We start from the raw sequence: 26,763 nt of genomic DNA, 5'->3' as shown, positions 1-26,763 counted from the left end.
CTGGTCGGCTCTTATGTTTGCTTAATTAAAGTTTCCTACTGCCTTGTGCCCTCGCTCAGGAAAGATTGACGTCAGCGTACTGATTTTTTTTCAACAGGACCTTTTCAATAAAAATATCCACTATTTGCGGGTCAAACTGTTCCCCCCGGCACTTTTTAAGCTCATCTACCGCCTCTTTTTGGGTCATTGCTTTTTTATAAGGCCTGTCTGAGGTCATCGCCTCATAGGCGTCCGCCACGTTTATTATCCTTGAATGGAGAAGTATGTCGCCTTCCCTGAGGCCATCAGGGTAGCCCTTGCCGTCCCATCTTTCGTGGTGCTGGAGTACAGATTCCGCCAAAGCCGAGTATTCGTCTATGGATTTAAGGATCTGATAGCCTTTTTCGGAGTGTATTTTGATCTGCTCATATTCTTCATCAGACAGCTTCTCTGGTTTGTTCAGCAGAGACGCCGGTATAACTACCTCTCCGACGTCATGGAGCAATGCGGTTGTTTTAAGGTCCGCTGTCTCTTTTTCAGTAAACCCCATAGCGATGGCGATCTTTTCACAGTAGTACATGACCCTTTTAGAATGGTGCTTTGAAACATCATATTTGTCCTCTAATAACTTGATCAGATTTTTTATCATAGAATTTCTCATTATCTTGCTGCTCTTCAATTTTCCCTTATACATTGAAGCTTCGGCTCTCTTTAGTGTTTCTAAAATATTCTGATCATCTTCAGTTTTAACTGCGCAGCCGAATGCGACAGACGGGACAAGAGAACCGATTTTTGTATCTGAAACGGTGCTCTCTATCCTTTCCGCTACCCTTTCTGTACTTTCGATGTCTGTTTTTGGAAGCAGCACAAGGAACTCGTCACCGCCGATCCTCCCAACGATGTCGTCACTTCTGAGCATGCCTTTAAGCGCATTTGCCACAGATATGATAAGCCTGTCGCCCATCTCGTGTCCTAAAGAATCGTTGACCAGCTTAAGACCGTTGACGTCCATGTAAATAACAGAGAACGGAAGGTTGCGTTTTGTGTCGAGCCTCTTTATGGAATCCTGCATATATTTTCTGTTATAAAGGCTGGTCATGTGATCGTGAAGGCTGAGGTATTCTACTTGTTTTAGCCTCTCGATCTTTTCTGTGCTGTCGCGGAAAACAAGGATCATTCCAGAGATATTTCCCCTGCTGTCCTTTATCGGAGCTGAAGAGTCCTCTATATAGAGTTCAACTCCGTTCTTTGAGATAAGCAGCTTGTGGTTGGAGTTGTTTATCTGGTCTCCCTTTTGGAGTACCCTGCCAAAATGAGAACCTATTTTTTCCTTCGTTGTCTCATCTCTTATATCGTAAATATCCTCTATTTTCATCCCCAAAGCGTTTTTCAGCTTCCATCCGGTAAGGTTTTCAGCAGCCTTATTCATAAGTTGTATTCGTCCGTTTTTGTCCGTCGAAATAACGCCATCGCCTACAGAGAGAAGAGTCTTTTCTATCTGTTCTTTCTCAAGATGAAGGGCCTCTTCAAGTTTTTTTCTTTCAGTAATGTCGTCCATTATTACGACAAACTGTCCAAATTTTGGCGAATATGAAGAGACCCCGTACCACTTGTCAAAATGGGCAGAGTAACTGTCAAACTGGACAGGTTCTCCGGTCAGAGCCACCCTTCCGTACCTTTCTATCCATATACTCTCAGTTTTTGGGAGCACCTCAAGCACAGTCTTGCCGACAACATCCTTTTCTCTGAGGCCTGTCTGTTCTTCAAATTTTTTATTTACACTTATAAACCTGTAATCGACCGGCACGTTGTTTTCATCGCATATTATTTCGTGGACGGCAAGCCCGTGAAGCATCTGGTCAACGAGAAGCTTGAAATGCTGCTGGCTTTCGTAGAGTCTTGTCTGGGTCTTTTTGAACTCAGTAGTTTCCCTTATTATGTCTCCTGTTCCTATCACCCTGCCGGCAGAGTCGAATATCGGAAATTTTTTAGAAAGGATGTTTCTGTCTTTATATTTGGGCTGGTCGAGGATGTTTTCAACAAGCAAATATTCGCCCGGTTTAAGTTTCTGAGCTTTTCGATCCTGATCAAGGTAGAATTTTCCGGGACCGCTGTCCTGAGAGATCCCGAAGATCTCTGTACAGTTCTTTCCTATGACATCTTTTACTGAATCATAGCCCGCAAGTTTTGCGTACGAAACATTCGCAGCCACTACCTGAAGATCCATGTTTTTGAAGGCTATCATGTCATCGCTCTGTTCAACGAGTGTGGCCAGGGAAGCAATCTGTTCTTCTGCTTTTTTACGGAAAGTGATGTCACTAAAAGAGCACATAACGAATTTTTCCTCGCCACATCTTTCGATCATGCAGCTGCTGTTCATTTCTGCGAAGATAACTTTCTCATCTTTGCAGACAAAAGCTGTTTCGATAGATTTTGTACAGCAGTCTGTAAGGTCTCCCTCACAGGCCTTTCTGAAATGATCCATGCACTTGGACATATGATCCGGATGTATTATGTCCCATATGGTCATGGCATATGCTTCTCCTTCACTGTAGCCTATTTTTTCTTTCCACGACCTGTTGACATAGACAAAACAGCCCTTTGCGTCCATGCAAAGGATCAGTTCGGAAGTGTTTTCAATAAATTCCCTGTAATGTTTTTCTGTGAAACTGAACGGTTGGTTCATCTCATCACCTGTTAAAGAGGACCAAGGATAGCAAAAATTGTTATTCTCAGTCTGATCTTAAAATGGACGTGATCTCAATGGATTATACAGTCATTTTACAATTTACAGAATAGTCAACTTTGATGGTCAAAGTAAGCCGTTTTGCCGTTATAGTCCTTAAGATCATAAATAAAGGTTTCTTTGTTATAATCAAGAATGCTATTACTTATAACAAAGTTAAAATGTACTAAACATATGATGTAGCTATCTGGAAAAGAGGGGGGTGCTGCTTTGGAAGTCCTTAGGGAGAAGTTCCGAGAAGTTCTGCTTGCGGTCCTGCCTATCACTCTTATAGTTACCGTTCTGAACTTTACCCTAACTCCCCTTGGAACGCATCTTTTCATAAGATTCCTCGCCGGAGCTCTTTTTATAGTTGTAGGGCTTTCCATATTCCTGCTCGGAGTCGACATAGGAATTACACCGATAGGCAACCAGATGGGAGCCTCAATTGCGAAAACAAACAAGCTGTGGATAGTCATCTCAGCAGGTCTTGTACTGGGTTTTGCAATATCAGTAGCTGAGCCGGACCTTCATATTCTTGCACAGCAGGTGGAAAACATCACTTCGGCGAGCATAGAAAAATTTAGCATTGTAATTGTAGTATCCGCCGGCATTGCGCTGATGCTTTCCCTTGGCTTTGTGAGGATAGTCTACAATGTGCCGCTCAACAAGATCTTGACAGGTCTTTATCTAATTGTATTTCTGTTGGCCTGGTTCACTCCCGAAGAATTTCTGGCGATATCCTTTGATTCTTCCGGGGCTACCACCGGAGCGGTAACTGTGCCTTTCATACTTGCCCTTGCAATAGGCGTCTCAGCCCTGAAAAAAGACAGTAAGGCATCTGAGATCGACAGCTTCGGAATGGTAGCGATAGCATCTGCAGGGGCGATAATTGCAGTGATGCTGATGGGCATATTCTCAAAGACGGAGAGACTCACGGGAAGTCTTCCGGCAGCAGATGCCTCTTCCCTCTCAATAATGGGCCCATTTGCAGAGAAAATACCGGTGATTGCACAAGAGGTCATTCTGGCGCTTTTACCTGTAATAGTTATCTTTGCAATATTCCAGAAAATATCTTTTAAACTTTCAAAAAAAGCGGTAAGAAGAATATTTACAGGTCTTATTTTTGCTTTTGTGGGACTGGTCCTTTTCCTTACAGGTGTAAACGGCGGCTTTATGGAAGTAGGAAGCCTGATTGGACGCAAACTTGTTTTATTTGATAACAATGCTTATCTTGTCTTAGTCGGATTTATACTTGGACTGGTGACTATACTTGCTGAACCTGCAGTTTACGTATTGACTCATCAAGTCGAAGAGGTAACAAGCGGTTACGTCAGAAGGAGTCTGGTAGTGGGAACGCTGAGCATTGGAGTCGGCGTTGCTGTTGCTCTTGCGATGGTGAATATCCTCAGTCCCCAGATAAAGCTCTGGCACTTTCTACTTCCGGGATACATAATATCTATCACGATGTCATATTATGTGCCGAGACTCTTTGTCGGTATCGCCTTTGATTCGGGAGGAGTAGCATCCGGACCTATGACTGCCACATTTATACTGGCTTTTGCCCATGGGGCGGCTGATGCTGCAGAGAACGCAAGTGTTCTTGCCGACGGATTCGGCATGATCGCCATGGTAGCAATGACTCCAATAATTGCTCTGCAGATATTGGGTGCGGTCTTTCAGATGAAAACAAAGAAGGGAGGTCCCGATGGTGATCAGTGATACTAAAAAAGAATGCTTCGAACTTGTGTGGATAATCGTTAATTTCGGCAAGGGAAGCAAGGTCATGCAGACGGCAAAAAAGTGCGGGATGACCGGAGGGACGATAATACTTGCAAAAGGCACGGCTAATGACAAATTTGCCGATTTTCTGGGTTTGTCGGACATCCGTAAGGAAATAGTACTGATGGTATCAACTAAAACAATGGCCAAGTACACACTTGAGTCCCTTGATAATAAATTTAAATTTGAAAAACCAAACCACGGGATAGCTTTTACGACCGGTGTAAGTGAAGTTGTTGGTTCTGCCCCATGTAAGGCTACAGAGGCAGACAGGGAGGAAGGTGGTGAAGTGGTAATGCACTGTGCGATAACAGTCGTAGTAAACAAAGGCAAGGCAGAAGATGTCATCGACGCGGCCACTGCCGCAGGGTCAAGGGGAGGCACGATAATCAACGCCAGGGGTTCGGGAATTCACGAAACAAGCAAACTGTTTTTCATGGATATCGAACCGGAAAAAGAAATAGTAATGATACTCTCAGAAAAAAAAGATGCTGAAGCGATAGTCTCCTCTATCAGGCAAAAGTTGGATATTGAGGAAGCCGGAAAGGGTATCATTTTTGTCCAGGAAGTAAGCAAAGTCTACGGGCTCGCAAAGTAAGGAGGCAGTTTGCTCCGTTCCTGTTATCGTATTTTATGCCCGCAACGGGGACAGTATTCAGTCCCTTCTTCCTTTTTGGGATCTTCGATCTCATTAAGGTGTTCTATGAATCCTGCTGAGAGTATGCCTGTAGGAATGGCTACCATGCCCATCCCCAGAAAGGTAAGGATTATGCCTATCACTTCGCCAAGTGTGGTAATGAGATAAATATCACCATAACCTACGGTTAGAAGCGTAGAAGTTGCCCACCAGAAACCCGAAAATGCGTTTTTGAATACATACGGCTGTGCTTCGTGCTCAATTCCATACATAAGTATCGAAGCCGATATCATAAGTATCAGAACGAGAAACACCGAAGAAAGAAGTTGGTTCTTTCTTTTTATTACAACATCGGTGATCACATTAAGAGAGTCCTGATACCTCGTGACTCGTATACATAGGATCACTCCTAATGATAATTTTTCAAACTATTTGCTAAAAAAGATTTTACTTCATTTTTCCTCCGTAAGCTCTTGTCCAAGATCAATACCAAACGCAGAGGTTAGAAGTTGAGGGAATGTGCCCGAGTAGGTGTTTTTACCTATCGTAAAACCAACGTGTGTGTGACTTGGTCACACACAGTGATACCAGCATCGTATATAATATTTATATAAATGAATATTATATAAATTTACACCATTACAAAGGAGGCGGAAATGGAGATGAATGGAAATTCTCACGGTTGGGTGTTCAAAGCGATCTTTTTGGGACTTGTTTTTGCGGTTTCAGTCCTCGTTATCAAACCGGTTGGAGTCTCGACCCAGTTTTCGATGATAGGAGGAATGATCCACAGCGTGATAGATCCCTCGGTAATTACGGAGGACAGTTCACGTAAGAGCGGATATCGCAGCACTAATGCTTATTATGACAAAAGCGAAGGGTCTCTTGCGAAAGATATAAAGAACCCGCTCAACTTCGCGATGGTGTTTTTGCTTGCCATACCTCTCGGCGGATTCATAGCGTGGAGCATGGATCCCAACAAGAGGAACAAGATGGCACAGGATGCGCTAAGGGTATCAGGACCAAAGTCTGCATTTGAGAAATATTACATACGTGAGATCTTGGGCGGATTTATATTCGTCTTCGGCGCCAGGCTTGCCGACGGCTGTACTAGCGGTCACATGATGAGCGGTATCATGCAGGGAAGCATAAGCGGTTTTGTCTTCGCGGCATGTGCCTTTGTTGTAGCGATACCAGTTGCCAAAGCGCTGAAGAAACTGGGATAGGAGGTATCAGAATGGATCTTTTTATCGGTCTCGCAACAGGAGTGCTATTTGGAGCCGCTCTGTATCTGGCTGATGCCGCAAGCCCTGTCAAAATGCGCCAGATGCTCAGACTGGAGGACCTTACAGTCTTCAAGATAATACTCTTCGCAATAGGGCTTTCGAATGTGCTTCTTTTCGCTTTCAACATGTTGGGGATACTCAACCTATCACACCTAAGCGTCAAGACGATGCATCTCGGAGTGATCATCGGTGGCCTTATCTTTGGAGTAGGTTTCGGAATGGTGGGCTCATGCCCGGGAACGTCATTTGCTGCCATAGGTACAAATGTCTATAAACAGGCGCTTATGATAGCTCTTGGAGGCATAATCGGAGCCCTGATATTCTCCCTTATGTACGGAAATTTTGAAGCGATGGGAATATTTAAGTCCTTTAACTTTGGCAAGATGACCCTGTTCAGGATATCGGACAAATACCCTTCAGTAACAGAGATAGGGTACGTTGGTTTGCTTGTAATGGGTGTAGTATTTATGGCGATAGCCTGGTTTATGCCTGACAAGCGCAGAGCATAAGAATCAGGCACATCAGATAATTAATTATATTCAAGGGGGCGGATCCTCAGGGATCCGCCCCTTTTATATACTTACATTCTGCATTTAACATAAACGTTGCCTCTGCGGCATTGTCTGTGCTATTGTTTCCGAGTTGATCCGGCAAATGATTTTTTCTGAAAATGAGAGGAGAATGGTTTGATTGGATGACAAAAAGAGAGTGTGTATTAGCTTTATCGGGGCAGGAAAAGCCGGTGTATCCCTGGGGGCATATTTTCGCAGCAAAGGATTGGAAATTTCGGGATACTTGAGCCGCAGCAGGAAGTCAGCTATTTCAGCTGCTGAGCTGACATCCTCCAAAGCCTTTACTGCTCTGTCTGACCTTGCCGCCGCCTCCGATATTATAATTGTTTCGACTCCTGACGGTGCCATAGCCGAAGTCTGGGAAGAGCTCCGAAAATGCGATATCAGAGACAGGATCGTATGTCATCTGAGCGGGTCGCTTTCCTCAGATATCTTCGACGGTATAGCGGCAAAAAGTTCTTTCGGCTATTCTGTCCATCCAATGTTTGCCTTCAGCGGAAAAGATGGATATTTCGAAGGAGTCGAGAAAGCCTGCTTTACGCTCGAAGGAGCGAAAGAGAAACTTGGTGAAGTGAGAGAGATCTTTATGCGTACTGGAAACAGGATCTTCGTTATAGACAAAAGCAAAAAAGCCCTCTATCATGCTTCGAACGTAATGGTCTCGAATCTCGTCACAGCGCTTCTGAGCATTGGGACAGAGTCTTTTGAAAAATGCGGTGTGAAAAAGGAAGAAGCAATTGAGGCACTGCTGCCCCTTATCAGAGGAAATATTGAAAATATAGCCAAGAAAGGTTTTCCGGGCTCCCTTACAGGACCTGTCGAGCGTAATGACACCGATACGATCATGAAACATCTGGACGTAATGGAAGAAGATGAGAGGCTGATTTACAGTTTGCTTACAAAAAAACTGGCAAAACTTTCGAAGGTAAAGCATCCGGGAAGGGATCAATCCAAGTTGCTGGAACTCCTTGAAAAAAACTTATGAGCTTGCCTGAATGAAAAAGATGAAAGGACTAAGATCATGAAAAAAACAACAGCCACATTTCTCGAAGCAAAGTCAAAGGGAAGAAAGCTGGTCGTGATGACTGCCTACGACTATTCTATGGCCAGGCTTGCAGATCCATGCGACATAGACGCAATACTGGTCGGAGATTCGCTTGGGATGGTATGTCTGGGCTACAAGGACACACTGAGGGTGACTATGGAGGATATGATCCACCATACGAAAGCTGTTTCAAGGGGAAGGGCCGAGGCGCTCCTGATCTCCGACATGCCATTCATGTCATACCAAGTCTCTGTCGAAGAAGCGGTCAGGAATGCAGGCAGACTTGTCCAGGAAGGATATGCCGAAGCAGTAAAACTTGAGGGAGGAACTGATGTCCTTAGCCACGTAAAGGCCATAGTAAAGGCGCAGATCCCAGTCATGGGACACATAGGTCTTACCCCCCAGTCAGTAAATATTTTGGGCGGCTTTAAAGTCCAGGGGCGTCAGCTGGAGACAGCGAAAAAACTGATCGATGATGCGAAACGCCTGGAAGATGCGGGCGCATTTTCTATCACGCTCGAATGCGTTCCTGCAGCCCTCTCTCAAAAAATAACCGAGGCAGTATCTATACCTACGATAGGCATAGGAGCAGGGGCTTCATGCGATGGTCAGGTGCTCGTTTTTCACGACATGCTCGGCATGTTCCCGGATATGAGGCCTAAATTCGTAAAAGTATTCTCCGATGCAGGTGCGTCTATGCAAGAGGGGATAAGAAAATACGCTGAAGAGGTCAGGAACGGAGCCTTCCCGACAGCGGAGCACTCCTTCACGATAGATCCAGAAATAATTGAAAAACTATAGATCAGCTTTTCTCATCTTGAAAAACTGAACAATGAAAGGTGTGAAACAGGATAAAATGATAATATCAGGCAGTGTTCAGGAAACCAGAGAGGTAATAGGGAACTGGAAAAAACGAGGTTTCTCCGTCGGTCTGGTACCGACCATGGGATATCTGCACCCCGGGCATATAAGCCTTATAGAGAGGGCCAGAAAAGAAAATGACATGGTCGTGGTCAGTATCTTTGTAAACCCGATCCAATTCGGTCCCAACGAAGACCTGGATAAATACCCGCGTGACATGGCGCACGACAGGGAAGTCTGTGAAAAAGCCGGTGCAGAACTCATCTTCGCACCCGAACCGTCAGAGATGTACCCATCTGAAAACCTTGTCTTCGTAGACATAAAAGAACTCGGCAATGGACTGTGCGGAGCGAAAAGGCCCGGACATTTTCGCGGAGTATGCACGGTAGTCTCGAAACTTTTCAACATCGTCCTGCCTGACAGGGCATATTTCGGGGAGAAGGACGCCCAGCAGCTCGCGATAATCAGGAGGATGGTCAAAGATCTCAACTTCGGGACAGAGATCGTTTCCTGTCCCATAGTCCGTGAGCCTGACGGGCTGGCGATGAGTTCGAGGAACCTCTACCTTTCACCTGAGGAAAGAAAAGCCGCGCTCTCACTCTCCCGAAGCCTCAGCGCAGCAAAGGAACTTATGCGTAAGGGCGAAAAAGATTCTGTGAAAATAAGAGAGGCTATAGTTGCAGGTATCTCCTCCGAACCGCTTGTAAAGATAGATTATGCTGAAATAGTGGACTCAGCGGATCTCAGCCCTGTTGAAAAGATAGAGAAGCCGGTTCTTGCGGCAGCCGCTGTCTACTTCGGGAAGACAAGGCTGATAGATAATTTTACCTTCGAAGGAGACACAAAATGATACTTACTATGCTAAAGGCAAAAATACACAGGGCAGCAGTAACAGAATCGAATCTAAATTACGTTGGCAGCATAACCATAGACAAAGACCTGATGGAAGCGTCGGGCATACTTGAATATGAAAAAGTCAGCGTAGTGGACATAGACAATGGCAGCAGACTTGAAACTTATGTCATAGAGGGAGAGTGCGGCAGCGGTGTGATATGCCTGAACGGAGCGGCGGCCCGTCTGGTACACCCCGGTGATAAAGTGATAATACTTGCTTACTGTCAGGTCGATTCCGAAGAGGCGGAGAGCCATTCCCCTAAAATAGTATTTGTGGGGAGCGGCAATGCGATCCTGGAGATCAAAGGTTCCGAGGAACATGGAGAGGTAAGATAAAAGAGCCGGGCAGAAGCCCGGCTCTTATTTATCCCGTGTTAGCAGAAGCGAAGTATCATAACGTAGTGGGCCGCGCTGCCAAGTATAACGAAAATGTGGAAGATCTCATGGAAGCCGAGCCATCCGGGTAAAATGTCCGGTTTTTTTATGGCGTAGATGATCCCTCCGGCTGTGTAGAAAAGTCCTCCGGCGAGCAGCCATATGAGAGGAAGAGGTCCGCCTGCCCTGTAAAGGGGTACTATGACGAAGACCGCGATCCAGCCCATTATCAGGTATACCCCGGTGTAAAGCAGTCTTGGTATATCAAAGAAGAACATCTTCATCACTATTCCGGCGGCGGCACAGGACCATATAAGGGCGAGAAGCCAGTAGCCCAGCCGTCCCCTCAGCAGGGTCAGGCATATCGGAGTGTATGTCCCTGCTATGAGCACGAATATCATACTGTGGTCGATCTTCTGAAGTATACGTATTGCTTTTTCGGAGGCATTGACAAGGTGATATGTTGCGCTTGCAGAATAAAGGAGAATCATGCTTGCTCCGAATATCGAAAAGGAGACTATCTGCCACACGTCCCTGTTCGTTATGGCCACATAGAGCAGTAAGATCAGCCCGGCTACGGATAGCAGTGCTCCGACAAGATGGCTGAACCCGCTTGCCGGCTCACGAAAAAATTTTCCCATTAGAAGTTCCTCCCAAAATCATCTGATGTGCAGACCTGCATCCCGCGCCCGGTCATCTCGCGGACGAAATCTTCACCTAATTTTTCAAATCCTTTTACAGAGCTTGTAGTATCTGTCAGCAGCACTAATTTTTTGATATCTTCTTCGTCCCAGTTGTCTGCCAGGTCCCTGACGCTGTTTGCGACGCAGTGCGAAAGCGCCTGTCCCGATATGGCTATGATGTCTGCCTCACGGAGCCTATTTATAAGTTTTTCGTTTAGTCTGGTGGCCGGATCTTCCGGGTCCTCAACATCGGCTTTGAGTGCGGAATAATGTTCGGTCCACATGTTGAGTCCCTTTAAGGTGTAGTCGACTAAAGAAAAATTCTTTTCCCACTCGAGCAGAGCATCGTAGACAGGAGTTGTTACAGACTGTCCCCAGGATCCTATCAGGCAGTGCGGAGGCCAGATGCAGAGCACGTATCGATCGTTTTTTGCCAGCTCATCTACGTAGCGAACAGCCCTATCCATGTGATCCGGGAGAGAGGTTCTCCACAGTCCCTTTTTGAGGTCATCCTTCGTGATGAGTGTGAAAGGGGCTGGGTGTCTGCCTTCATGATCGACCCAGAAGATTGGATGGGCAATGTCTATAAGACGGTGGGTATCAAGAGTAACGCTTATATGGCTGATCTTATCCCTGAGTCTCTTTATCGTATCCGAAAGCCTGAGAGAATCCTCTCGGGCTCCGGGAATGTAGAGGGTTCCTTTGGGGTCGCAGAAATCGTTCTGCGGATCAACGATAAGAAACTCAAGCCTTGTGCCGCTCATCAACCTAATGCCTCCTTAGGCCATGTGGTCATAGTCTCCTAATATTATCACTTTTGTGTCCATATTGGAGGAGTGAGAAAAACGAAGACCATTAAAAACTTTTACTGCAATAGTTTTCAGGATCGAACACTTTAATTGTCAATTTACCTTGTATGTTGACATGCAGATTGCTGTATGTTATATATACTGTCAGATTATATATCAAGCAGGTGATGACAAAATGAAAGCTTCGGATCTTATGCATGAAAGATCTATGGCCCTTGCCGACTGCAACAACTTCTTTGTTTCATGCGAACGCAGGGTCGACAACGACCTTGATCATTGTCCTGTGATAGTCCTTTCTTCGAATGACGGCTGTGTTATATCCCGTTCCAACGAAGTCAAAAAAATGGGGGTAAAAATGGGAGATCCCTATTTCAAGATAAGGAGCATGCTTGCGTCCAACGGTGTCGCCGTCAGGTCCACAAACATGTCTTTATACCAGGAGATATCCGCCGAAGTGATGTCCCGGATCAAACTCTACACGGACGCAGTCGAAATATATTCTATAGATGAATCTTTTTTCAACATAGGGATATCGAACGTAAAAGACCCTGTATCCTACTGCCGTACTATAAAGAAAGACATATGGGACAAATGCCGTATTCCCGTATCGATAGGCATAGCTCCCACAAAGACCCTCTGCAAGCTGGCAACTGAATATGGTAAAAAAAACGAGGAGACAGGAGGAGTCTTCTGGATGGACAGGGCGAGATATATGGATATGGGTTTCATGTCACAATTTGAATGTGCCGACATATGGGGCATAGGGCGTAAGATAAGCACAAAATTGGATAAGTCGGGAATAAAAACAGCTGCGGATTTTATCAAAAAAGATGAGATGTGGGTTAAAAAGACTTTTGGCATAATGAGTCTCTACACGTCATGGGAACTCAAGGGCCATCAGGCATATGCACTGGATACCGGCGGCAGGCCTCCAAAGTCTATAATGGTCTCCCGTTCGTTCGGAAATCCCATAACTACATACGAAGAGATGCTGGATCCACTTCTCTGTTTTACGGTCTCAGCGGCGAAACAGCTGCGCAAGGCCAGGCAGACGACGGGGAAAATGTCTGTTTTCATATCGACAAGCAGGTTTGATGCGGAAAAATTTTATGCCAACGGCCGCGAGACAACTTTTATAAGGCCCGTATCCCTCGACGCAGACCTCATGAGCAGCGCCGAAAAGATGTTGAAGGAGATCTTCATCCCGGGATACAAATATAAAAAGTGCGGTGTCATACTTTCTAATTTTTCAGATATTTCCGCAGGAAGGCAGGCAGCTCTCTTCGAAGAAGAAAACGGGGGAGATGAAAAGAAACTCAGGGTAGCCTCGGCCGTGGACTCCATCAACAGGGAATTCAAACAGGGCATAATAAAACCTGCTGCCCTCTTCGAAGCGCCGGAACATGAAAAAAAGTGGGCCCCCAGATCAGAGTTCAAGTCGGGGGGAGAAAGCAAAAAAGATTCTCCGCTGCCAGATGGCCTCCGTTTCCAGAACCATTCCGAAGACTTTGCTTCCTGATGAAGGGCTTGCGGCATTGATCCCCAAAACAGACTCAAACTCAGTCCCGGTAACTAAACAGCAGGATTTGTATTATCGATTTATCTCGTCATCGTGTAAAATATTACTTAAAACACAATGCCCCGATCATCAGGGTGGAGGAGAAATTATCCCCCTGCCTTGTGTAAATCGTCTCGTCATATATAGAGATCAGAATGAGATTGACTCGTTTTGCCGCTCAGACAGGAAACAGGCAGGAAAGAGGAAGGGGAGTTGCCATATGACCGAGATCACACAGAAAACGCTTGCTATAGTATGCGGGGGCGGACCAGCTCCGGGGATAAACAGCGTTATAAGTTCCGCAGTCATCGAAGCAAAAAAATCAGGCTGGGATGTTTATGGAGTCTATGACGGTTTCTCGGGTCTTGCAAAGGGAGAGAAAAATGTCGTACCGCTCACGATAGAAATGGTCAGCCGTATACACTCGGACGGCGGCAGCGTGATACGCACCTCAAGGTACAACCCGACAAAAAAAGAGGAAGACCTCCGCAGGGTGGTCGATGCGCTGATAGAGCTCAGTGTCACTCATCTTATAACTATAGGCGGTGACGATACGGCCTACACGGCTTCATGTGTTGCGGATTACGCAATGAACAAGCGGGGGCTTACCATAAGCTTTGTCCACATACCGAAAACAATAGACAATGACCTGCCGCTGCCTGAAGGTATCCCGACATTTGGCTTTGAGACAGCAAGGTCACTGGGCACACAGCTAGTATCCAACCTCATGGAAGATGCCAAGACGACCGGACGCTGGTTCATAGCAGTAGCAATGGGCAGAACGGCCGGACATCTTGCGCTTGGCATCGGCAAGAGCGCCGGCGCAACAGTCACTGTCATACCGGAAGAGTTCTTGGGCAAGGAGCATATCCCCATGTCGCTGATAGTTGATATCCTTACAGGAGCGATCATAAAAAGGCTTGCCTCAGAAAGGAAATACGGAGTTGCAGTAGTTGCGGAGGGATTGCTTGAGAGGATAAGGGAAGAAGATCTTGAGGCTCTCAGCTGCATCGAACATGATGATCACGGACATGTCCGCTATGCAGAGATCAGTTTTTCAAGTGTCCTCAAGAGAGAGGTCCAGGCAAACCTGGCATCGCTTGGAATCAAGATGGACATAACCAATAAGGAAATAGGATATGAGGTCCGCTGTGCCCCTCCTAACGCCTTCGATATAGAATATACAAGAAACCTGGGATTTGCAGCGATAGAGTTCCTCAAAGAGGGAGGTACGAATTCGCTTATTTCCATACAAAACGACATGATAGTGCCGATACCTTTTAAGGATATAAAAGATCCGGAAACCGGCAAGACACGTGTTCGCAGGGTCAACACAAAATCAATCCAGTATAGGATCGCGAGGCAGTACATGATAAGGCTTGAAAAAAAAGATTTTGAGCCCGGGCTGGAATTTGTGCAGCTTGCTGTAGCCGCCCGCATGTCTCCGGATGAATTCCGGGAGAGGTTCGAGTATGTAACGAGCTACTGATCTTTACAGTTGAACCGTTTTTTTATCCAGTCAGCTCTCTGCTTAAAACCGCACCCTTCATACATGGCTGCTGATTCCAGTGCAAGCGCCTCCGGTGATCCCCCAAATTTTTTATTCTTTTTCTGCAGGGTTTTTTTGTTTTTTGATGATTTTGATAAAAGCCATGCTTTCGCTAAATATTGAGTTGCTATCCATTGCTTTCTTGAAACATGTTTTAGAAAAATTTCTGCGGACTCAATTGATTTTTCAGATGATACGAAATCCACCCTCTCAGCGTCTGCTATTGCCTTTATGCTGTAGAGCATCGATCCGCAGCGACCGCCTCTGCAGCTCTCAAAAAGAGAGGCAGCTTTGTCTATGTGTCGGTAAAGAAGGGTAATATTGTTCATGTCCAAAGCTAGGCTGGCTGCATGCGTGTGAAAATAACTTCTCCCCCAGTAAAGGCCGATGTTTTCACAGGTGTCGGTTGCATATGTAAAATAAGCTAGGGCGTTCTTATGATCACCTTTGATCTGGAGTATCTCACCTATATAACATTTTGCGATCAATATGCTTAGTGTGTAGCATTTGCCGGTCAGCTTAAGGTTTTCGAAAAGTTTTATGGAGTGTCTGAATGTTTTTTCAGCTTTCTCGTATTCCCCTGATAAAAACATTGAAACTCCGGCAAACCTTACCGCTGTGGCCATATAGTGGCGGTAATTTTCCGGATGGGAGAGCCGGATCATTTCCCCGGCCGCTGAAAGAAGACGCGCAGGATTTTCGGTCTGAAGATGCATATAGCATATGTGTTTAAGACAGTGTATGTGAGTATCTGTCAGTCTAAACTCTTTTGAAATATTAATTGCCTCGTTTATGAATATAGTACCCTTGTCATATTCACCCCAGCTTATATGATATCCCCCTGCCAGCTCAAAGCATGAAGCCTCAAGCCTTTTAAGCTCTTCGCGATCGACATTCTTATCGGTACGGATCTCATCCAGCAACCCCATTGCCTGAGTTATTTTCTGCTCAGTCCCCTCTCTGCTGCTGAAGGGAGTCGAGCAGGAGAGAAGCACTTTATCTGAAACGACGGGGAAAAGGTCATGGTTAAGTGTTATGTCAAAAATAAGCTCCCGTAAATACTGTTTAAGCTCCATGGCACGCTGGCCTGATCTCATGTAATGATGACAAAGCATCGTGCTGAGCTCAGGATTCCATTTTTGCGGTGAGTATATGTTGTTCAGGACTTCTGCGACCTTCTTGTGAAGTTCCTGTCTTTTAGAAAGGGAAATAGATTCATATATGCATTCCCTGACTTTGGCGTGTGTAAAATCCCAGATCACCCTTCCCTCTTCTTCCCTTTCATTCAGCAATCCCTTAAAAAGAAGCGTTTCGCCTGCCAACAGCACTTCATGGTGTTCCCTGCAGGTGGCTTCCGCTATCTGTTCAGGAGCTGCCCCCACCGCAAAGACCGAAAGCACTGAAAGCACATTTTGCTGCAGCTCTGAAAGATCTCCTATCCTTGCCATTATGAGTCCCCCCAATCCGTTTGTAAGATCGGAATCAGGATTCTCCTCTGCTGCACGAAGCATCTCAAAAAGAAGGAGGGGGATTCCTTCGCTCTCACGAATAAAATATTCGTCTCCTTTTTGATTTAGAAGCCATTCAGAAAGGGAGTGTCGGCATATGTTTATGATCTCATCGTTACGCAGAGGGTCCAGTTTGAGGGGAACGATCTTCCATTTTGAAGGAGGATTGAGGCTCTGAAGCATTGCCAGAGTGATCCTTGAGGATTCGGGGCGGCCTGACAGAATTATGTTCAGATCAAGGTCAACAGAACTCATAAAGGCGGTCAGAAGCTGGATCGACTGCGTGTCGAACCAGTGAATGTCTTCAAAAATCATGATGATCTTCTTTTTGCATGCAATGCGCCTAAGAATATCGTTTATCATCCCGCTGATGATAATAGGGTTTCTTTCAGTCATAAGAGCTACGTCTGCATTGTAGTTAAGCCCCTTGCCGCCTAGGAATCCGGGGAAAATGCCCGAAAGGACGGATTGGGTATTTATGTCAGGAAAATCATTTTCAGTCTCGAGAGTCCTGCCTATCTGTGCCATTATGCTGTTCCATGAAGAGTAGGGATACCCTTCTCCTACAGGGCAGGCTCTTGATGAGAGGAGCAGACAGCCACCTGTGTCGAGTATCGATATAGCCTTGTTGATCAATGCTGTTTTGCCTATGCCGGCCTCACCGTGGACGTAAACAGCCATGTTCATGCCGCCAGAATCTGTCAGGGCCCCTATCATGAGCGCTAGTTCATTTTTCCTGCACCAGAACTTTTCCCCTTTTGCAGACTGATCGTCATGTTCAGACCAGTTGTTGATAATTTTTCTGAAGTATTTTCTGCTTCTCTCTGAGGGCGCTATGCCCATGTTATTTTCAATTTTAAATGAGTATTCCTTAAAAAAAATCAGGGCTTTGGTGGGCTGTCCCATGTTGCAGTATATTTCCATCAGCTCAAGCACGGAATCTTCATCAAAGGGATCAATTGTCAGAAGGACCTCAAGCGAATTGCTCATTTCTTCGTACAGCTTTTTTTCATAGCAGTTTGAGATCCTCTTTCTCAGTATTGCTACGATATTCTTTCTTATAGACTGCTTTGTCACTGCCGCCCACTCATCAAATTCTTCGGAACCTTCAAGTCTGCAGTTCCTAAGCGGTTCCTCAGTTATGTGGCAAGGGATCGGAAAATCTGGGTCAATTATTTTTTCAAGAGCGGAGATGTCATTGGAGGATTCTTTAAGGGAGACAGTGTTCCTTTCAATATCTACATATCTTGGGATCGTGTTTCGTATTATGTAAAGCGCGTTTCTGAGGTTTGCGGATGCCTGAGGATTTTCCATGTCTGACCAGAAAAGCGCCTTAAGCTGATTTCTGGTCGCAGGACCGCTCAATGCCAGATACACAACTATTGACTCTGCTTTTTTCAGCGAAAAAGAGAGTTTTTTGCCGTTAATTTCGATATAGGGGTTTCCTAAAAAATGGAGGAAAAGGGTCATTTGCGATCCCTGCCTTTGTGTTCCATCAATATTAAATTATATCAATATATTTATACAGTCTAGATTGATCTACACCAATAGCGTCAATAAAACGTCAAATAGGCTGTAAAAGAGTAGACAGAGATCCGGTGATACCTATTGACGCTTCTCTTATGCGGCAAGTATAGACTTTATTGTGGAAATGAAGGGTCAAACAGAAATAATGAACCAATAATGATCGTCGGGGTGGTTTGCCTGAAAATAGAACTTAAGGTCAACGGCAAGTTGAGGAGAGCTGAAGTGGGGGTATCTGAGAGGCTGATAGATGTGCTTAGGCAGAAGTTCGGTCTTGTCAGCGTCAAAGAGGGATGCGGCGCAGGAGAGTGCGGTGCATGCACGGTCCTCCTGGATGGAGAAGCCGTCTGTTCTTGTGTGGTTCCGGCTTTTCAGACAGAAGGGCACGATATCCTTACAGTAGAGGGTCTCGAAGAAAACGGAGAATTGGATGTGATACAGCAGTCTTTTATAGACTGTGATGCGATCCAGTGCGGGTTCTGTACACCAGGGATGATAATGTCTGCCAAGGCACTGCTCTTAAAAAATCCGTTGCCCTCAAGAGATGAGATAAGGACCGCGCTTGCCGGGAATATATGCAGGTGCACAGGTTATACCCAAATACTAGACGCAGTTGAAACAGCAGCTGAACGGATAAGGGAGGACCTCCAGTGACAAGCCTTTTTGCCCCGCGAAGCATAAAAGAATATTCAAATTTCCTTGCTGTGAGCGGAGAACTCGAAAAGCACTTCATAGCAGGAGGGACAGACTGGCTTATAAAAAACCGGAGAAGTATCCCGGAAATGGCGGTGTTGTTTGATCTGTCAAAAATGACGGAGCTCAGGGGCATAGAGATCAAAGAGTCGTATCTGAGGGTAGGGGCAATGGAGACGATGACATCGATCCATTCCAGTGCACTGATCAAACTGTATGCTGCAGCGCTCACAGATGCGGCTTTATCGATGGGGTCGGTGCAGATCCGAAACAGAGCTACGGTCGGAGGCAATCTGGCAAATGCTTCGCCAGCTGCGGATACCCCTTGTGCATTGGCTGCTCTGGATGCTTCGGCAACTGTTTTTTCTCTTTCGGGCAGCAGAAATCTATCAATTGAAGAAGTGCTTGCTTCCTGCCCCAATGCCAATACATTATCCGATGGCGAGATCATAACGGAATTTTGTACTCCGGTCAGAAAAGGGTATGTATCAGCGTTTAAAAAGGTAGGAAGCAGGAGCGAAGTAAGCATAGCGCGCGTCAATATGGCAGTTTCAGCAAAATATGAGGGCGGTATTTTCAGTGACGCCAGAGTATTTGTAGGAACGCTGGGAAGAGCCGCAATAAGGTGTCTTGGAGCAGAAAAGGCACTTGCGCTACATCCCTCTTTGCGTGATCAAAGTTTTAAAAGTGCCCTTTGCGAATTTGCCGGACAGATGATCCCCGGAAGGAGCACCCTCCCTTATAAGAAGTCAGCCCTAAGGGCGCTCGCAGAAGATCTTCTGGAAATGCTTGGGGAGAGAGGAAAGGCGTCAGAAAAAAGTGGGGAAAAGGGCCATGAATAAGAAATCATACAATTATATCGGTAAAAATATCATCAGGTGCGATGCTGCTGACAAGGTGCAGGGCAGGTTTCATTATCTGGCGGATGAGCCCTTTCCAGGCGTATTGTTCGGAGTTATTCTTATGAGCCCCCACTCCAATGCCATAGTAAGGTCGATCGATGTTTCTGAAGCGATCAGTATCGAAGGTGTTGAAATACTTACATATCTTGATGTTCCTTCAGTAAAGTACAACAGCGGAGAGTGGTTCCCAGGTCAGGAAGATTTTCCGGATGAGACTATCCTCACCGGTCATGCAAGACACGTAGGTGACCGCATAGCCCTGGTCATGGCAGAGACAGAAGAAAAAGCGAGAAGGAGCAGAGATCTTGTCAGGGTCGGATATGAAATAATGCCTGCTGTTACCTCGCTTAATACGGCTGCTGAAATGGCAGGGACGCTACACGAAGACGGGCAGAGAAGCTTTGACGGAAGCATTTCCTATGGAGATGTTGATGAAGCTTTTTCCGGGGCAGCTTACATAGAGTCGGACACGGTAATAACCCCAAAGATCCATCATGCGGCTATGGAAACTCACTCCGTACTGGCAATACCTCGTCCCGGAGGTGTGATCGAAGTAAGGACGCCCTGCCAGATAACATTCGGAGTGCAGCATTCCGTTGCGCAGGTGCTGGAGCTGCCTTTATCAAAAATCAGAGTGATTAAGGTAAACATGGGGGGGACATTCGGGGGGAAACAGGAAGTAGTTTTTGAGGTTTTGTGTGCATGGGCGGCAAATAAACTCAAAAGACCTGTTTTTATCAACACGTCGAGAGAAGAGACCATCCTTTCGACCCGTACCAGAGCTGCGGTAAAAGGCAAAGTCGAAACGGCTGTGGATGCGGAGGGTCTGATACTTGGAAGGCGCTTTGAACTGACAGTGGACGCAGGAGCATACCTTACAGGCACAAAGAAAGTAATGATGGCCATGGGAAAAAAGGCTTCAAGGTTATATAGGATACCTGCTCTCAGCTACACAGGTTCTGTAGTCAGGACGTCAACGACTCCGGCAGGTGCGTGCCGCGGGTATGGTTCTCCTCAGATACACACAATTACCGAGATACATACAGATCTTCTCTGCAGGAGGCTTGGTTTTGACCCCGTCGAGTTCAGGATGAAAAATCTTCTTAAAGAATTTGAAGAAGATCCCTCAGGCGGAGCCAATATAGGCAAGGCAAGAGTGATCGAGTGTTTGAAAAAAGGGGCTGAAGTTTTTGAATGGGAGAAGAGCAAAACACCGAAGGTAAGCAGAGGAAGGTTTTTCACCGGAACAGGTTTTGCGTGCTGCACACATGGCAATGGTTACTATAAAACAAAGTATCATGATTTTTCGAACATGTCCCTAAGGATACTTGAAGACGGCTCAGCGATACTTCGGGCCTCAATCCATGAGCTTGGCAGCGGCGCAACAACAGCGCTTGCACAGATAGTGGGCGAGGTCACTGGAATAGACGTCTCAAAAATAACGGTTACCGAGACCGACACACAATTCACTTCATATGACTCGGGATGTCAGGCCAGCAGGGTCATATACGTGTGCGGCGAATGTGCCAGACTGGTTTCTGAAGAAGCAGTAAAAATGCTCCGCGAAGAAACATCAAAGCTATTGGACAAACCTGTGCGTTTTTCTGATGGACAGCTCATTTGCGAAGGACATAAGCTTGGTATTGGAGAGGCAATAAGAGAAATAATGGGAAAAAACAGGGTTTCCATTGAAGCTCATTTTGAACACAGGCCTGAAATGAACCCGGCATCGTTTGGGGCACACTTTGCGGAAGTGACTGTAGATAAACTGACCGGCCTGGTCAGGATCAACAGATACCTCGCTGTTCACGATATTGGCCAGGCAATAAACGAGAGTTTTGTAAGAGGGCAGATATATGGAGGTGTTCAGATGGGAATAGGAATGGCCCTCACCGAAGAACTTCCATTTGATAGCAACGGTATTCCTAAAGTGCGTAATTTTGACAAATACCATCTGATAAATGCCCCCGACATGCCGGACTCAGAAATAATTCTTATTGAAGACGGTGAACCGGGAGGTCCTTTCGGCGCGAAGAGCATAGGGGAAATTTCAACTGTTCCGGTGTCTGCGGCAATTGTAAACGCAGTAAACAGGGCGTTATGTTCATCATTGACTGACCTTCCTCTTACTCCTGCAAAGATAGTGGAAGCTGTTGACGATCAGGGAAAATGATGATCTAAAAATTTTAAAAAATATTATAGATGCTAAAAATTCGCTTTATTAAGGAGGATAACAGAAATGCAAAATGAACAGAAACAAACTGTATCTGAGATCAAGAAAGGAATTCGTTGGGAAGTTTTCCTTCCGGCCTTTATCGTTGTTGCTGTTGCAGCGATAGTCGGTATAGTAGACAAGACGGCCCTTACAAAGGCCAGCAACATTTTCTTCTTCTGGTCCCTTGACAGTTTCGGGTGGCTTTACCAGATATCTATAATGGCAAGCGTTGTTCTCGTAACTGTAGTAACTTTTTCAAAACTGGGAAGTATGCGAATAGGCGGCAAAGAGGCAAAACCAAAGTATAGTTTCTGGACATGGTTTGCCATGACGCTTACCGGAGGGATAGCTACCGGTATAGTTACGTGGGGAGTCAACGAACCGCTCATCTATTACGGCAACGTCTGGGGAGAACTTGATCAACTTGGAATAAAGGCGGAAACACACCAGGCTGCTATTTTTGCGATGGCTAGAAGTTTTTATAACTGGACATTTGTTCCTTATGCTATTTACGCTCTCTGTGGACTATTGGTCTCCTACATTTACTATCACAAAAAAGGCAGTCTTACTGTTACCGCAACGCTGAAGCCTCTCTTTGGTGACAGCGTAACAAAACCGCTGTCATCAGCCGTTATTGACACTCTTTCCATGCTTGCCCTGACGATAGGTTTGGCGACAGGTTTGACAATGTGCATAACACTTGTGATAACCGGGCTTAAAGGTGCATATGGCATTCAGGAAAGCCTTCCTCTGTTTATCGGTATAGGAGCCGTAATAATTTTTGCATTTACGTTCTCCAGTTATGTCGGACTGGATAAAGGACTGAAAATAGTAGGAAGCCTGAATGCCTGGTTCTACTATGGACTTCTGGCTCTCCTTCTTATAACCGGACCCACCCTTTTCATATTGAGGATGGGAACAGCCGGCCTTGCTTCCTGGATGCATAATTTCTGGCTGTGGGGGCTGGATCCGATCGACATAGGAGGAGCGGCACTTACTCGCTCATGGACGCTCTTTGACTGGGCTTTCTGGGTCGGCTATGCTCCGGTTACAGGAATATTCCTTGCAATGCTCTCATACGGAAGGACGGTAAGGGAATATATGATCGTAAACTGGATCCTGCCATCAGTGTTTGGCATTATCTGGTTCTCAGTCTGGGGAGGCAGCGCGATCCACATGCAGATGACGGGCGGTGCCGATCTTGTAGGAGCGCTGAATACTGGCGGAGCGATAATGGCGCTTTGGGAATTCCTTAAAAACCTTCCGTTTGGTCTTGGTGTTATAGTCGTACCAATAAATATACTTGTTATTCTTGCCTCTTTTGTTACCTGCGCTGATGCGACGCTGACAAATATTGGTTCTATGTGCGTAAGGGATGTTCCGATCGGAACAGAACCCCCGGCAAAGATCAAGGCTCTCTGGGGAATTTCTATAGGTGTAGTTGCCATTATAATGGCTGCATATGGCGGAGGAGCCCAGGGGGTCGACGGAGTTAAGTCCCTGGCAGCGGCAGCAGGCTTTGTGGTGCTGTTTATATTTGTCGTACAGGTAATTGCTTTCATTAAGGTATTCTTTATAGATAAAGTTACGGAATAGCTTAGCTGCGGATCTTCTCTTAGTTAATATAAAATGCGATATATGCTGCGTATGCAACGATTTTCACGCTGCATACGCAGCTCTGATCATGGAGGTTAAAAATGAAGATATTGCTTACAGGCAATGACCTGACCATAGAAAAAGTTTGGTCTATCGCAGCCGAAGGCGCCGAAGTAGAAATAAGCCCTGAGGCGGATGCGAAACTTGAAGCTTCAAGACAGCTTGTCTATGACCTTGTTGATGAGGATGTCCCTGTGTACGGTTTTAATACTGGGGTAGGCTGGAACAAAGACCATACCATCGCAAAGGAATTCTTTGAAGATTTTAACCGCAAGCTGATCTATTCACATTCGCTTGGAATTGCTCCTGATGCCTCTGAGGAGGAGGTAAGGGCGATGATGGCTATAAGGCTGAACTGTCTGCTTCAGGGTTATACCGGCATTCAGCCTGCAGTGGCAAGACGTTATGCTGAGTTTTTAAATAAAGGCATACACCCTGCTGTTCCTGAAAGAGGCTCAGTTGGAGAGGGCGACATTGCTGTAATGTCCCATATCGGATTGGCGATGATAGGAGAAGGCGATGTTTTTTATAAAGGAGAAAGAATGCCCTCGATGGAGGCTCACAGAATGACTGGTCTTGTGCCGGTTGTTCTGGGGCCCAAAGACGGACTGGCAATAGTGAGCAACAGTGCTTTTTCAGCAGGGCAGGGAGCCCTTGTTCTAAGAAGACTCCGTGATCTCGCGGACATTGGCGATATGGTCTATTCAGTGTCACTGGAAGGGCTCAACGGAAACACCTCTCCCCTTGAGCCTTCAGGACTAGCTCCGAGGAGGCTTAAAGGGCAGCAGGTCAGTGCGGAAAAAGTCAGAAAAATTATTGAAGGAAGCAGCATTTATGACAGGGATCCGGAGAAACCAGTCCAGGATCCGCTGTGCTTCCGCGGAGCAGTTCATGTGAACGGTACGCTTCGCGATGCGCTTGACTATGTCACTGAGTTTATGGATATCCAGATGAATAGCACTGACGATAACCCCTGTGTTCTTGTTGAAGAAAGGCGTATGATATCCGTATCAAACTTTGAAACCACTTCGCTTGCGACAGGATTGGAAATGCTCGGTATCATTTTGAGCCACGTCTCACGTATGTCGTGCTACAGGATGCTGAAGCTGTGCAACCCAGTGCTGACAGGACTTGCAAGATTCCTGAGCCATGACGGTGGAGATTCTCACTGTTTTGGTGCCTTCCAGAAATCTTATTCACTTATGGATACCGAGATCAGGCACCTTTCAAATCCATGTTCGGCAGATTTTATGTCTCTTGCCGGAGGAATAGAGGACCACGCCAACAACACTCCGTTTGTGGTTCAGAAATTACGAAAAGCGGCAGACAATCTTGCATACATTTATGGTATGGAAATGATACATGGATGTCAGGCGATTGATCTGCGGATGAGAAAAAGCAGAATAAGGCTTGGCAAGGGTACAGAAATCGCATGGAAAGCTTTTCGCAAAAAAGTTGCCCTGTACGAGAACGACAGGCCTATATCTCCGGACATACAGAAATCTTATGAGTTTATCAAAAGCAACATCATGCTGTCTAAGCAGTAGTCAGATGACTGGATTATATTAATAAGTTCACCGAACAGACAATATTTTTTAGTAAGTGATCAGAGAGCCGTTCAGCGTATGAAGTTTGAAGCGCTGTGGCTCTTTTTTCAGGTCCTTAAGTGTTTTTGGAAAGAATATTTATTTAATATTCAGCACTTAAACCACAACAGGATCGATTTCGATACAGGGAAAAGGTGAAGCCAGTTCTTTAGAGCAGGAAAGCAGAAAGTGATTTATTATATTTTTGTTGTGTAATTCCAAAATTTCTGTACAATATCTCTCATTACTCTGAAAAAGAGACAAAGGGAGAGAACTTGATGCCTCAGACAGAAAAAACATTTCCACGATGGATCCCGCTGCTGGGAGGACTTCTCGGCAGTACCACCTGCGGATTGCTTCTTTATGCCTTCAGCGTATTCATCCGTCCCCTCCAGGCCCAGTTCGGATGGAGCGTCCCCGATGTTGCAATGGCCTATGCGCTGATATGCCTGATATTTGGCCTTATGACCTTTCCTGCCGGACGCCTGAGCGACAAATACGGTTCGAGGAACGTAGTACTTGTCGGCGGGGTCATCATGGCCTTCGGTTTCTTCATGGTCTCTACCATAACTCCACCCGATCCTGCCGTCATAGCTGCGGGCGGTGAAGCTGCAAGGGCCGCAGGCAAGACACCCCTGTACCTTCTGTATCTTTATTACGGAGTAATAGCCGGATTTGGAGGAGGGTGCGTCTATCTGCCTCCGATAGCGACCGCACCAAAATGGTGGCCTGACAAGAGGGCGCTTGCGACGGGTTTTACAGTCGTAGGGCTTGGCCTGGGTTCATTCGTTATGGCTCCTATGGCTACAAGCATGATAAACCATTTTGGCAGTGCACTGCCTGTATTTAAATATGTTGGCATCGCGATGGGCTTAATGGTAGTCCTCGCGGCACTTTGCCTTAAAGAACCTCCCAAAGGCTACAGGCCGGCAGGATGGAATCCGCCTGTACTGTCGTCAGTGGACGGTGTAGTTAAATGCTGCAGGGACTATACCTATGAAGAGACAAAAAAGACCCCCCAGTTCTGGCTTCTCTGGGTCGCCTATTTCTGCGGCTCATTCGCCGGACTCATGGTAATCGGTCTGATCGCCAAGCATGGCATTGACGCCATGACCCTTGTTTACAGGGCAAAAGGGAGCCTTGATGCTGCCGCGGTCATCCCCGAGGATGTGGCAAAGAGCATAGCTATGTCTGCCTCGCTTGCACCAAGTACTCTTGCTGTGTTCAACGCGGCAGTCCGCATTATGATAGGTCCGCTTGCGGACAGGATAGGAACAAAAAAAATATTTGTCGCTCTCTTTGCTCTACAGACAGTTGCGATGCTAATACTTTTCCCCGCAGGAAAAACGGCGGCTCTCCTTGCTGCATGTGCCGGCCTGATCGGTTGGAACTATGGAGCGATGTTCACTCTCTTCCCGGCTACGCTCTTACAGTACTACGGTCCTGCGAACCAGGGATCGAACTACGGGTTGCTCTTTACGGCATGGGGAGTGGCAGGTTTCTGCGGGCCGTTCTTTGGAGGCAAACTCCAGGCCATGACCGGTTCGTTCTTTGTACCCTTCATTGTCTCCGCAGCGGTCCTGGCGGTTTCAGTGGCAATACTGGGCACACTCAAGGCCCCCGCTAAGCTGGTGTAATTGGGGCATCTCGGAGCGCTAGCTTAGTAACATTTGCGGTCCTGCGCTTCAACGTATTGGCATACGCCTTAGCTTGAACCACTGCGTGTTGCGTCGCTATCACCTCCGATCTGCCCCAATTGCAACAATTGGGATTTATAGCAGCGCTAACTTAGCAACATGCGATGCTCCTTCACCTCAACGTATTAATATACGCCTCGTATATTGATGTAAGTATTTCAGTTGTTCTGTAAAGACGGGTGAAATACAATGCAAGCAGCGGATAGAGGTCTATGTTATACGCCTTG

At 46.2% G+C, this 26,763-nt stretch carries 21 protein-coding genes; 16 read left to right on the top strand and 5 right to left on the bottom strand.

Annotation, left to right across the window (positions count from 1 at the left end):
- Positions 1-55: 55 nt before the first annotated feature.
- Complete coding sequence (locus CVV54_07230; GenBank protein ID PKL04097.1) at positions 56-2,665, bottom strand: hypothetical protein; 2,610 nt, start codon at positions 2,663-2,665, stop codon at positions 56-58.
- A 270-nt stretch (positions 2,666-2,935) separates the two neighbouring features.
- On the opposite strand from CVV54_07230, the gene CVV54_07225 reads away from it, so the two are divergent.
- Complete coding sequence (locus CVV54_07225) at positions 2,936-4,426, top strand: DUF1538 domain-containing protein (GenBank protein ID PKL04096.1); 1,491 nt, start codon at positions 2,936-2,938, stop codon at positions 4,424-4,426.
- Positions 4,413-5,084, top strand: a complete 672-nt coding sequence (locus tag CVV54_07220) for a transcriptional regulator (protein ID PKL04095.1) — start codon at positions 4,413-4,415, stop codon at positions 5,082-5,084. Before CVV54_07225 ends, CVV54_07220 begins: the two co-directional genes overlap by 14 nt.
- 23 nt (positions 5,085-5,107) lie before the next feature.
- Here CVV54_07220 and CVV54_07215 read toward each other — a convergent pair whose 3' ends face one another.
- Positions 5,108-5,530, bottom strand: coding sequence for a hypothetical protein (locus CVV54_07215; protein ID PKL04094.1), 423 nt, complete (start codon positions 5,528-5,530; stop codon positions 5,108-5,110).
- Between the two features lie 255 nt (positions 5,531-5,785).
- On the opposite strand from CVV54_07215, the gene CVV54_07210 reads away from it, so the two are divergent.
- The 6 genes from CVV54_07210 to CVV54_07185 all read left to right on the top strand — a co-directional run bounded on the left by CVV54_07210 (position 5,786) and on the right by CVV54_07185 (position 10,117).
- The gene (locus tag CVV54_07210; GenBank protein PKL04172.1) at positions 5,786-6,349 is read left to right on the top strand and encodes a hypothetical protein; all 564 of its coding nucleotides are present in this window, start codon (positions 5,786-5,788) and stop codon (positions 6,347-6,349) included.
- An 11-nt stretch (positions 6,350-6,360) separates the two neighbouring features.
- The gene (locus CVV54_07205) at positions 6,361-6,918 is read left to right on the top strand and encodes a hypothetical protein (protein PKL04093.1); all 558 of its coding nucleotides are present in this window, start codon (positions 6,361-6,363) and stop codon (positions 6,916-6,918) included.
- Between the two features lie 181 nt (positions 6,919-7,099).
- Entirely contained in the window at positions 7,100-7,966 is an 867-nt protein-coding gene (locus CVV54_07200; protein PKL04092.1) for a hypothetical protein, read from the top strand.
- Positions 7,967-8,002: 36 nt separating this feature from the next.
- On the top strand, positions 8,003-8,827 hold the full coding sequence (panB, locus tag CVV54_07195; protein PKL04091.1) for a 3-methyl-2-oxobutanoate hydroxymethyltransferase: 825 nt from the start codon (positions 8,003-8,005) through the stop codon (positions 8,825-8,827).
- 55 nt (positions 8,828-8,882) lie between these two features.
- Positions 8,883-9,737 carry a pantoate--beta-alanine ligase gene (locus tag CVV54_07190; protein ID PKL04090.1) on the top strand — a complete coding sequence of 285 codons (855 nt, stop codon included), beginning with the start codon at positions 8,883-8,885 and terminating at the stop codon, positions 9,735-9,737.
- Positions 9,734-10,117, top strand: coding sequence for an aspartate 1-decarboxylase (locus tag CVV54_07185; GenBank protein ID PKL04089.1), 384 nt, complete (start codon positions 9,734-9,736; stop codon positions 10,115-10,117). The genes CVV54_07190 and CVV54_07185 overlap by 4 nt, the downstream gene beginning before the upstream one ends.
- A gap of 38 nt (positions 10,118-10,155) precedes the next feature.
- On the opposite strand, the gene CVV54_07180 is transcribed toward CVV54_07185, so the two are convergent.
- A complete protein-coding gene (locus CVV54_07180; GenBank protein PKL04088.1) occupies positions 10,156-10,797 on the bottom strand; it encodes a hemolysin in 642 nt (213 codons plus the stop codon).
- Positions 10,797-11,603 carry a hypothetical protein gene (locus CVV54_07175; GenBank protein PKL04087.1) on the bottom strand — a complete coding sequence of 269 codons (807 nt, stop codon included), beginning with the start codon at positions 11,601-11,603 and terminating at the stop codon, positions 10,797-10,799. Before CVV54_07175 ends, CVV54_07180 begins: the two co-directional genes overlap by 1 nt.
- Positions 11,604-11,751: 148 nt before the next feature.
- Between CVV54_07175 and CVV54_07170 the strand changes: the two genes are divergently transcribed.
- The gene (locus CVV54_07170; protein ID PKL04086.1) at positions 11,752-13,167 is read left to right on the top strand and encodes a hypothetical protein; all 1,416 of its coding nucleotides are present in this window, start codon (positions 11,752-11,754) and stop codon (positions 13,165-13,167) included.
- Positions 13,168-13,426: 259 nt separating this feature from the next.
- Positions 13,427-14,695: a 6-phosphofructokinase gene (locus CVV54_07165; GenBank protein PKL04085.1), complete on the top strand. Its 1,269-nt coding sequence runs from the start codon at positions 13,427-13,429 to the stop codon at positions 14,693-14,695.
- Here the strand turns inward: CVV54_07165 and CVV54_07160 are convergent.
- The gene (locus tag CVV54_07160) at positions 14,689-17,733 is read right to left on the bottom strand and encodes a hypothetical protein (protein PKL04084.1); all 3,045 of its coding nucleotides are present in this window, start codon (positions 17,731-17,733) and stop codon (positions 14,689-14,691) included. The genes CVV54_07165 and CVV54_07160 overlap by 7 nt on opposite strands.
- Before the next feature lie 213 nt (positions 17,734-17,946).
- Here CVV54_07160 and CVV54_07155 point away from each other — a divergent pair, with 213 nt between their 5' ends.
- The 6 genes from CVV54_07155 (at position 17,947) to CVV54_07130 (ending at position 26,476) form a co-directional block, all read left to right on the top strand.
- Positions 17,947-18,441 carry a (2Fe-2S)-binding protein gene (locus tag CVV54_07155; GenBank protein PKL04083.1) on the top strand — a complete coding sequence of 165 codons (495 nt, stop codon included), beginning with the start codon at positions 17,947-17,949 and terminating at the stop codon, positions 18,439-18,441.
- Positions 18,438-19,322: a carbon monoxide dehydrogenase gene (locus CVV54_07150; protein PKL04082.1), complete on the top strand. Its 885-nt coding sequence runs from the start codon at positions 18,438-18,440 to the stop codon at positions 19,320-19,322. The genes CVV54_07155 and CVV54_07150 overlap by 4 nt, the downstream gene beginning before the upstream one ends.
- Positions 19,315-21,555: an aldehyde oxidase gene (locus CVV54_07145; GenBank protein ID PKL04081.1), complete on the top strand. Its 2,241-nt coding sequence runs from the start codon at positions 19,315-19,317 to the stop codon at positions 21,553-21,555. The genes CVV54_07150 and CVV54_07145 overlap by 8 nt, the downstream gene beginning before the upstream one ends.
- A gap of 66 nt (positions 21,556-21,621) precedes the next feature.
- Complete coding sequence (locus CVV54_07140) at positions 21,622-23,193, top strand: BCCT transporter (protein ID PKL04080.1); 1,572 nt, start codon at positions 21,622-21,624, stop codon at positions 23,191-23,193.
- A gap of 101 nt (positions 23,194-23,294) precedes the next feature.
- The gene (locus CVV54_07135; GenBank protein PKL04079.1) at positions 23,295-24,800 is read left to right on the top strand and encodes an aromatic amino acid lyase; all 1,506 of its coding nucleotides are present in this window, start codon (positions 23,295-23,297) and stop codon (positions 24,798-24,800) included.
- A gap of 317 nt (positions 24,801-25,117) precedes the next feature.
- The gene (locus CVV54_07130) at positions 25,118-26,476 is read left to right on the top strand and encodes an MFS transporter (protein PKL04078.1); all 1,359 of its coding nucleotides are present in this window, start codon (positions 25,118-25,120) and stop codon (positions 26,474-26,476) included.
- Positions 26,477-26,763 lie beyond the last annotated feature (287 nt).

This window comes from Synergistetes bacterium HGW-Synergistetes-1, assembly GCA_002839185.1.
Taxonomy (GTDB): domain Bacteria; phylum Synergistota; class Synergistia; order Synergistales; family Synergistaceae; genus Caenicola.
This window is presented reverse-complemented; position numbering and strand designations above follow the sequence as displayed.

What these genes read in the sequence shown, in the direction of transcription:
- CVV54_07230 (PKL04097.1), bottom strand. Translation starts at nt 2,665, where the DNA reads ATGAACCAACCGTTCAGTTTCACAGAAAAACATTACAGGGAATTTATT.
- CVV54_07220 (PKL04095.1), top strand. Translation starts at nt 4,413, where the DNA reads ATGGTGATCAGTGATACTAAAAAAGAATGCTTCGAACTTGTGTGGATA.
- CVV54_07210 (PKL04172.1), top strand. Translation starts at nt 5,786, where the DNA reads ATGAATGGAAATTCTCACGGTTGGGTGTTCAAAGCGATCTTTTTGGGA.
- CVV54_07205 (PKL04093.1), top strand. Translation starts at nt 6,361, where the DNA reads ATGGATCTTTTTATCGGTCTCGCAACAGGAGTGCTATTTGGAGCCGCT.
- panB (PKL04091.1), top strand. Translation starts at nt 8,003, where the DNA reads ATGAAAAAAACAACAGCCACATTTCTCGAAGCAAAGTCAAAGGGAAGA.
- CVV54_07190 (PKL04090.1), top strand. Translation starts at nt 8,883, where the DNA reads ATGATAATATCAGGCAGTGTTCAGGAAACCAGAGAGGTAATAGGGAAC.
- CVV54_07185 (PKL04089.1), top strand. Translation starts at nt 9,734, where the DNA reads ATGATACTTACTATGCTAAAGGCAAAAATACACAGGGCAGCAGTAACA.
- CVV54_07180 (PKL04088.1), bottom strand. Translation starts at nt 10,797, where the DNA reads ATGGGAAAATTTTTTCGTGAGCCGGCAAGCGGGTTCAGCCATCTTGTC.
- CVV54_07175 (PKL04087.1), bottom strand. Translation starts at nt 11,603, where the DNA reads ATGAGCGGCACAAGGCTTGAGTTTCTTATCGTTGATCCGCAGAACGAT.
- CVV54_07165 (PKL04085.1), top strand. Translation starts at nt 13,427, where the DNA reads ATGACCGAGATCACACAGAAAACGCTTGCTATAGTATGCGGGGGCGGA.
- CVV54_07160 (PKL04084.1), bottom strand. Translation starts at nt 17,733, where the DNA reads ATGACCCTTTTCCTCCATTTTTTAGGAAACCCCTATATCGAAATTAAC.
- CVV54_07155 (PKL04083.1), top strand. Translation starts at nt 17,947, where the DNA reads ATGATCGTCGGGGTGGTTTGCCTGAAAATAGAACTTAAGGTCAACGGC.
- CVV54_07145 (PKL04081.1), top strand. Translation starts at nt 19,315, where the DNA reads ATGAATAAGAAATCATACAATTATATCGGTAAAAATATCATCAGGTGC.
- CVV54_07140 (PKL04080.1), top strand. Translation starts at nt 21,622, where the DNA reads ATGCAAAATGAACAGAAACAAACTGTATCTGAGATCAAGAAAGGAATT.
- CVV54_07135 (PKL04079.1), top strand. Translation starts at nt 23,295, where the DNA reads ATGAAGATATTGCTTACAGGCAATGACCTGACCATAGAAAAAGTTTGG.
- CVV54_07130 (PKL04078.1), top strand. Translation starts at nt 25,118, where the DNA reads ATGCCTCAGACAGAAAAAACATTTCCACGATGGATCCCGCTGCTGGGA.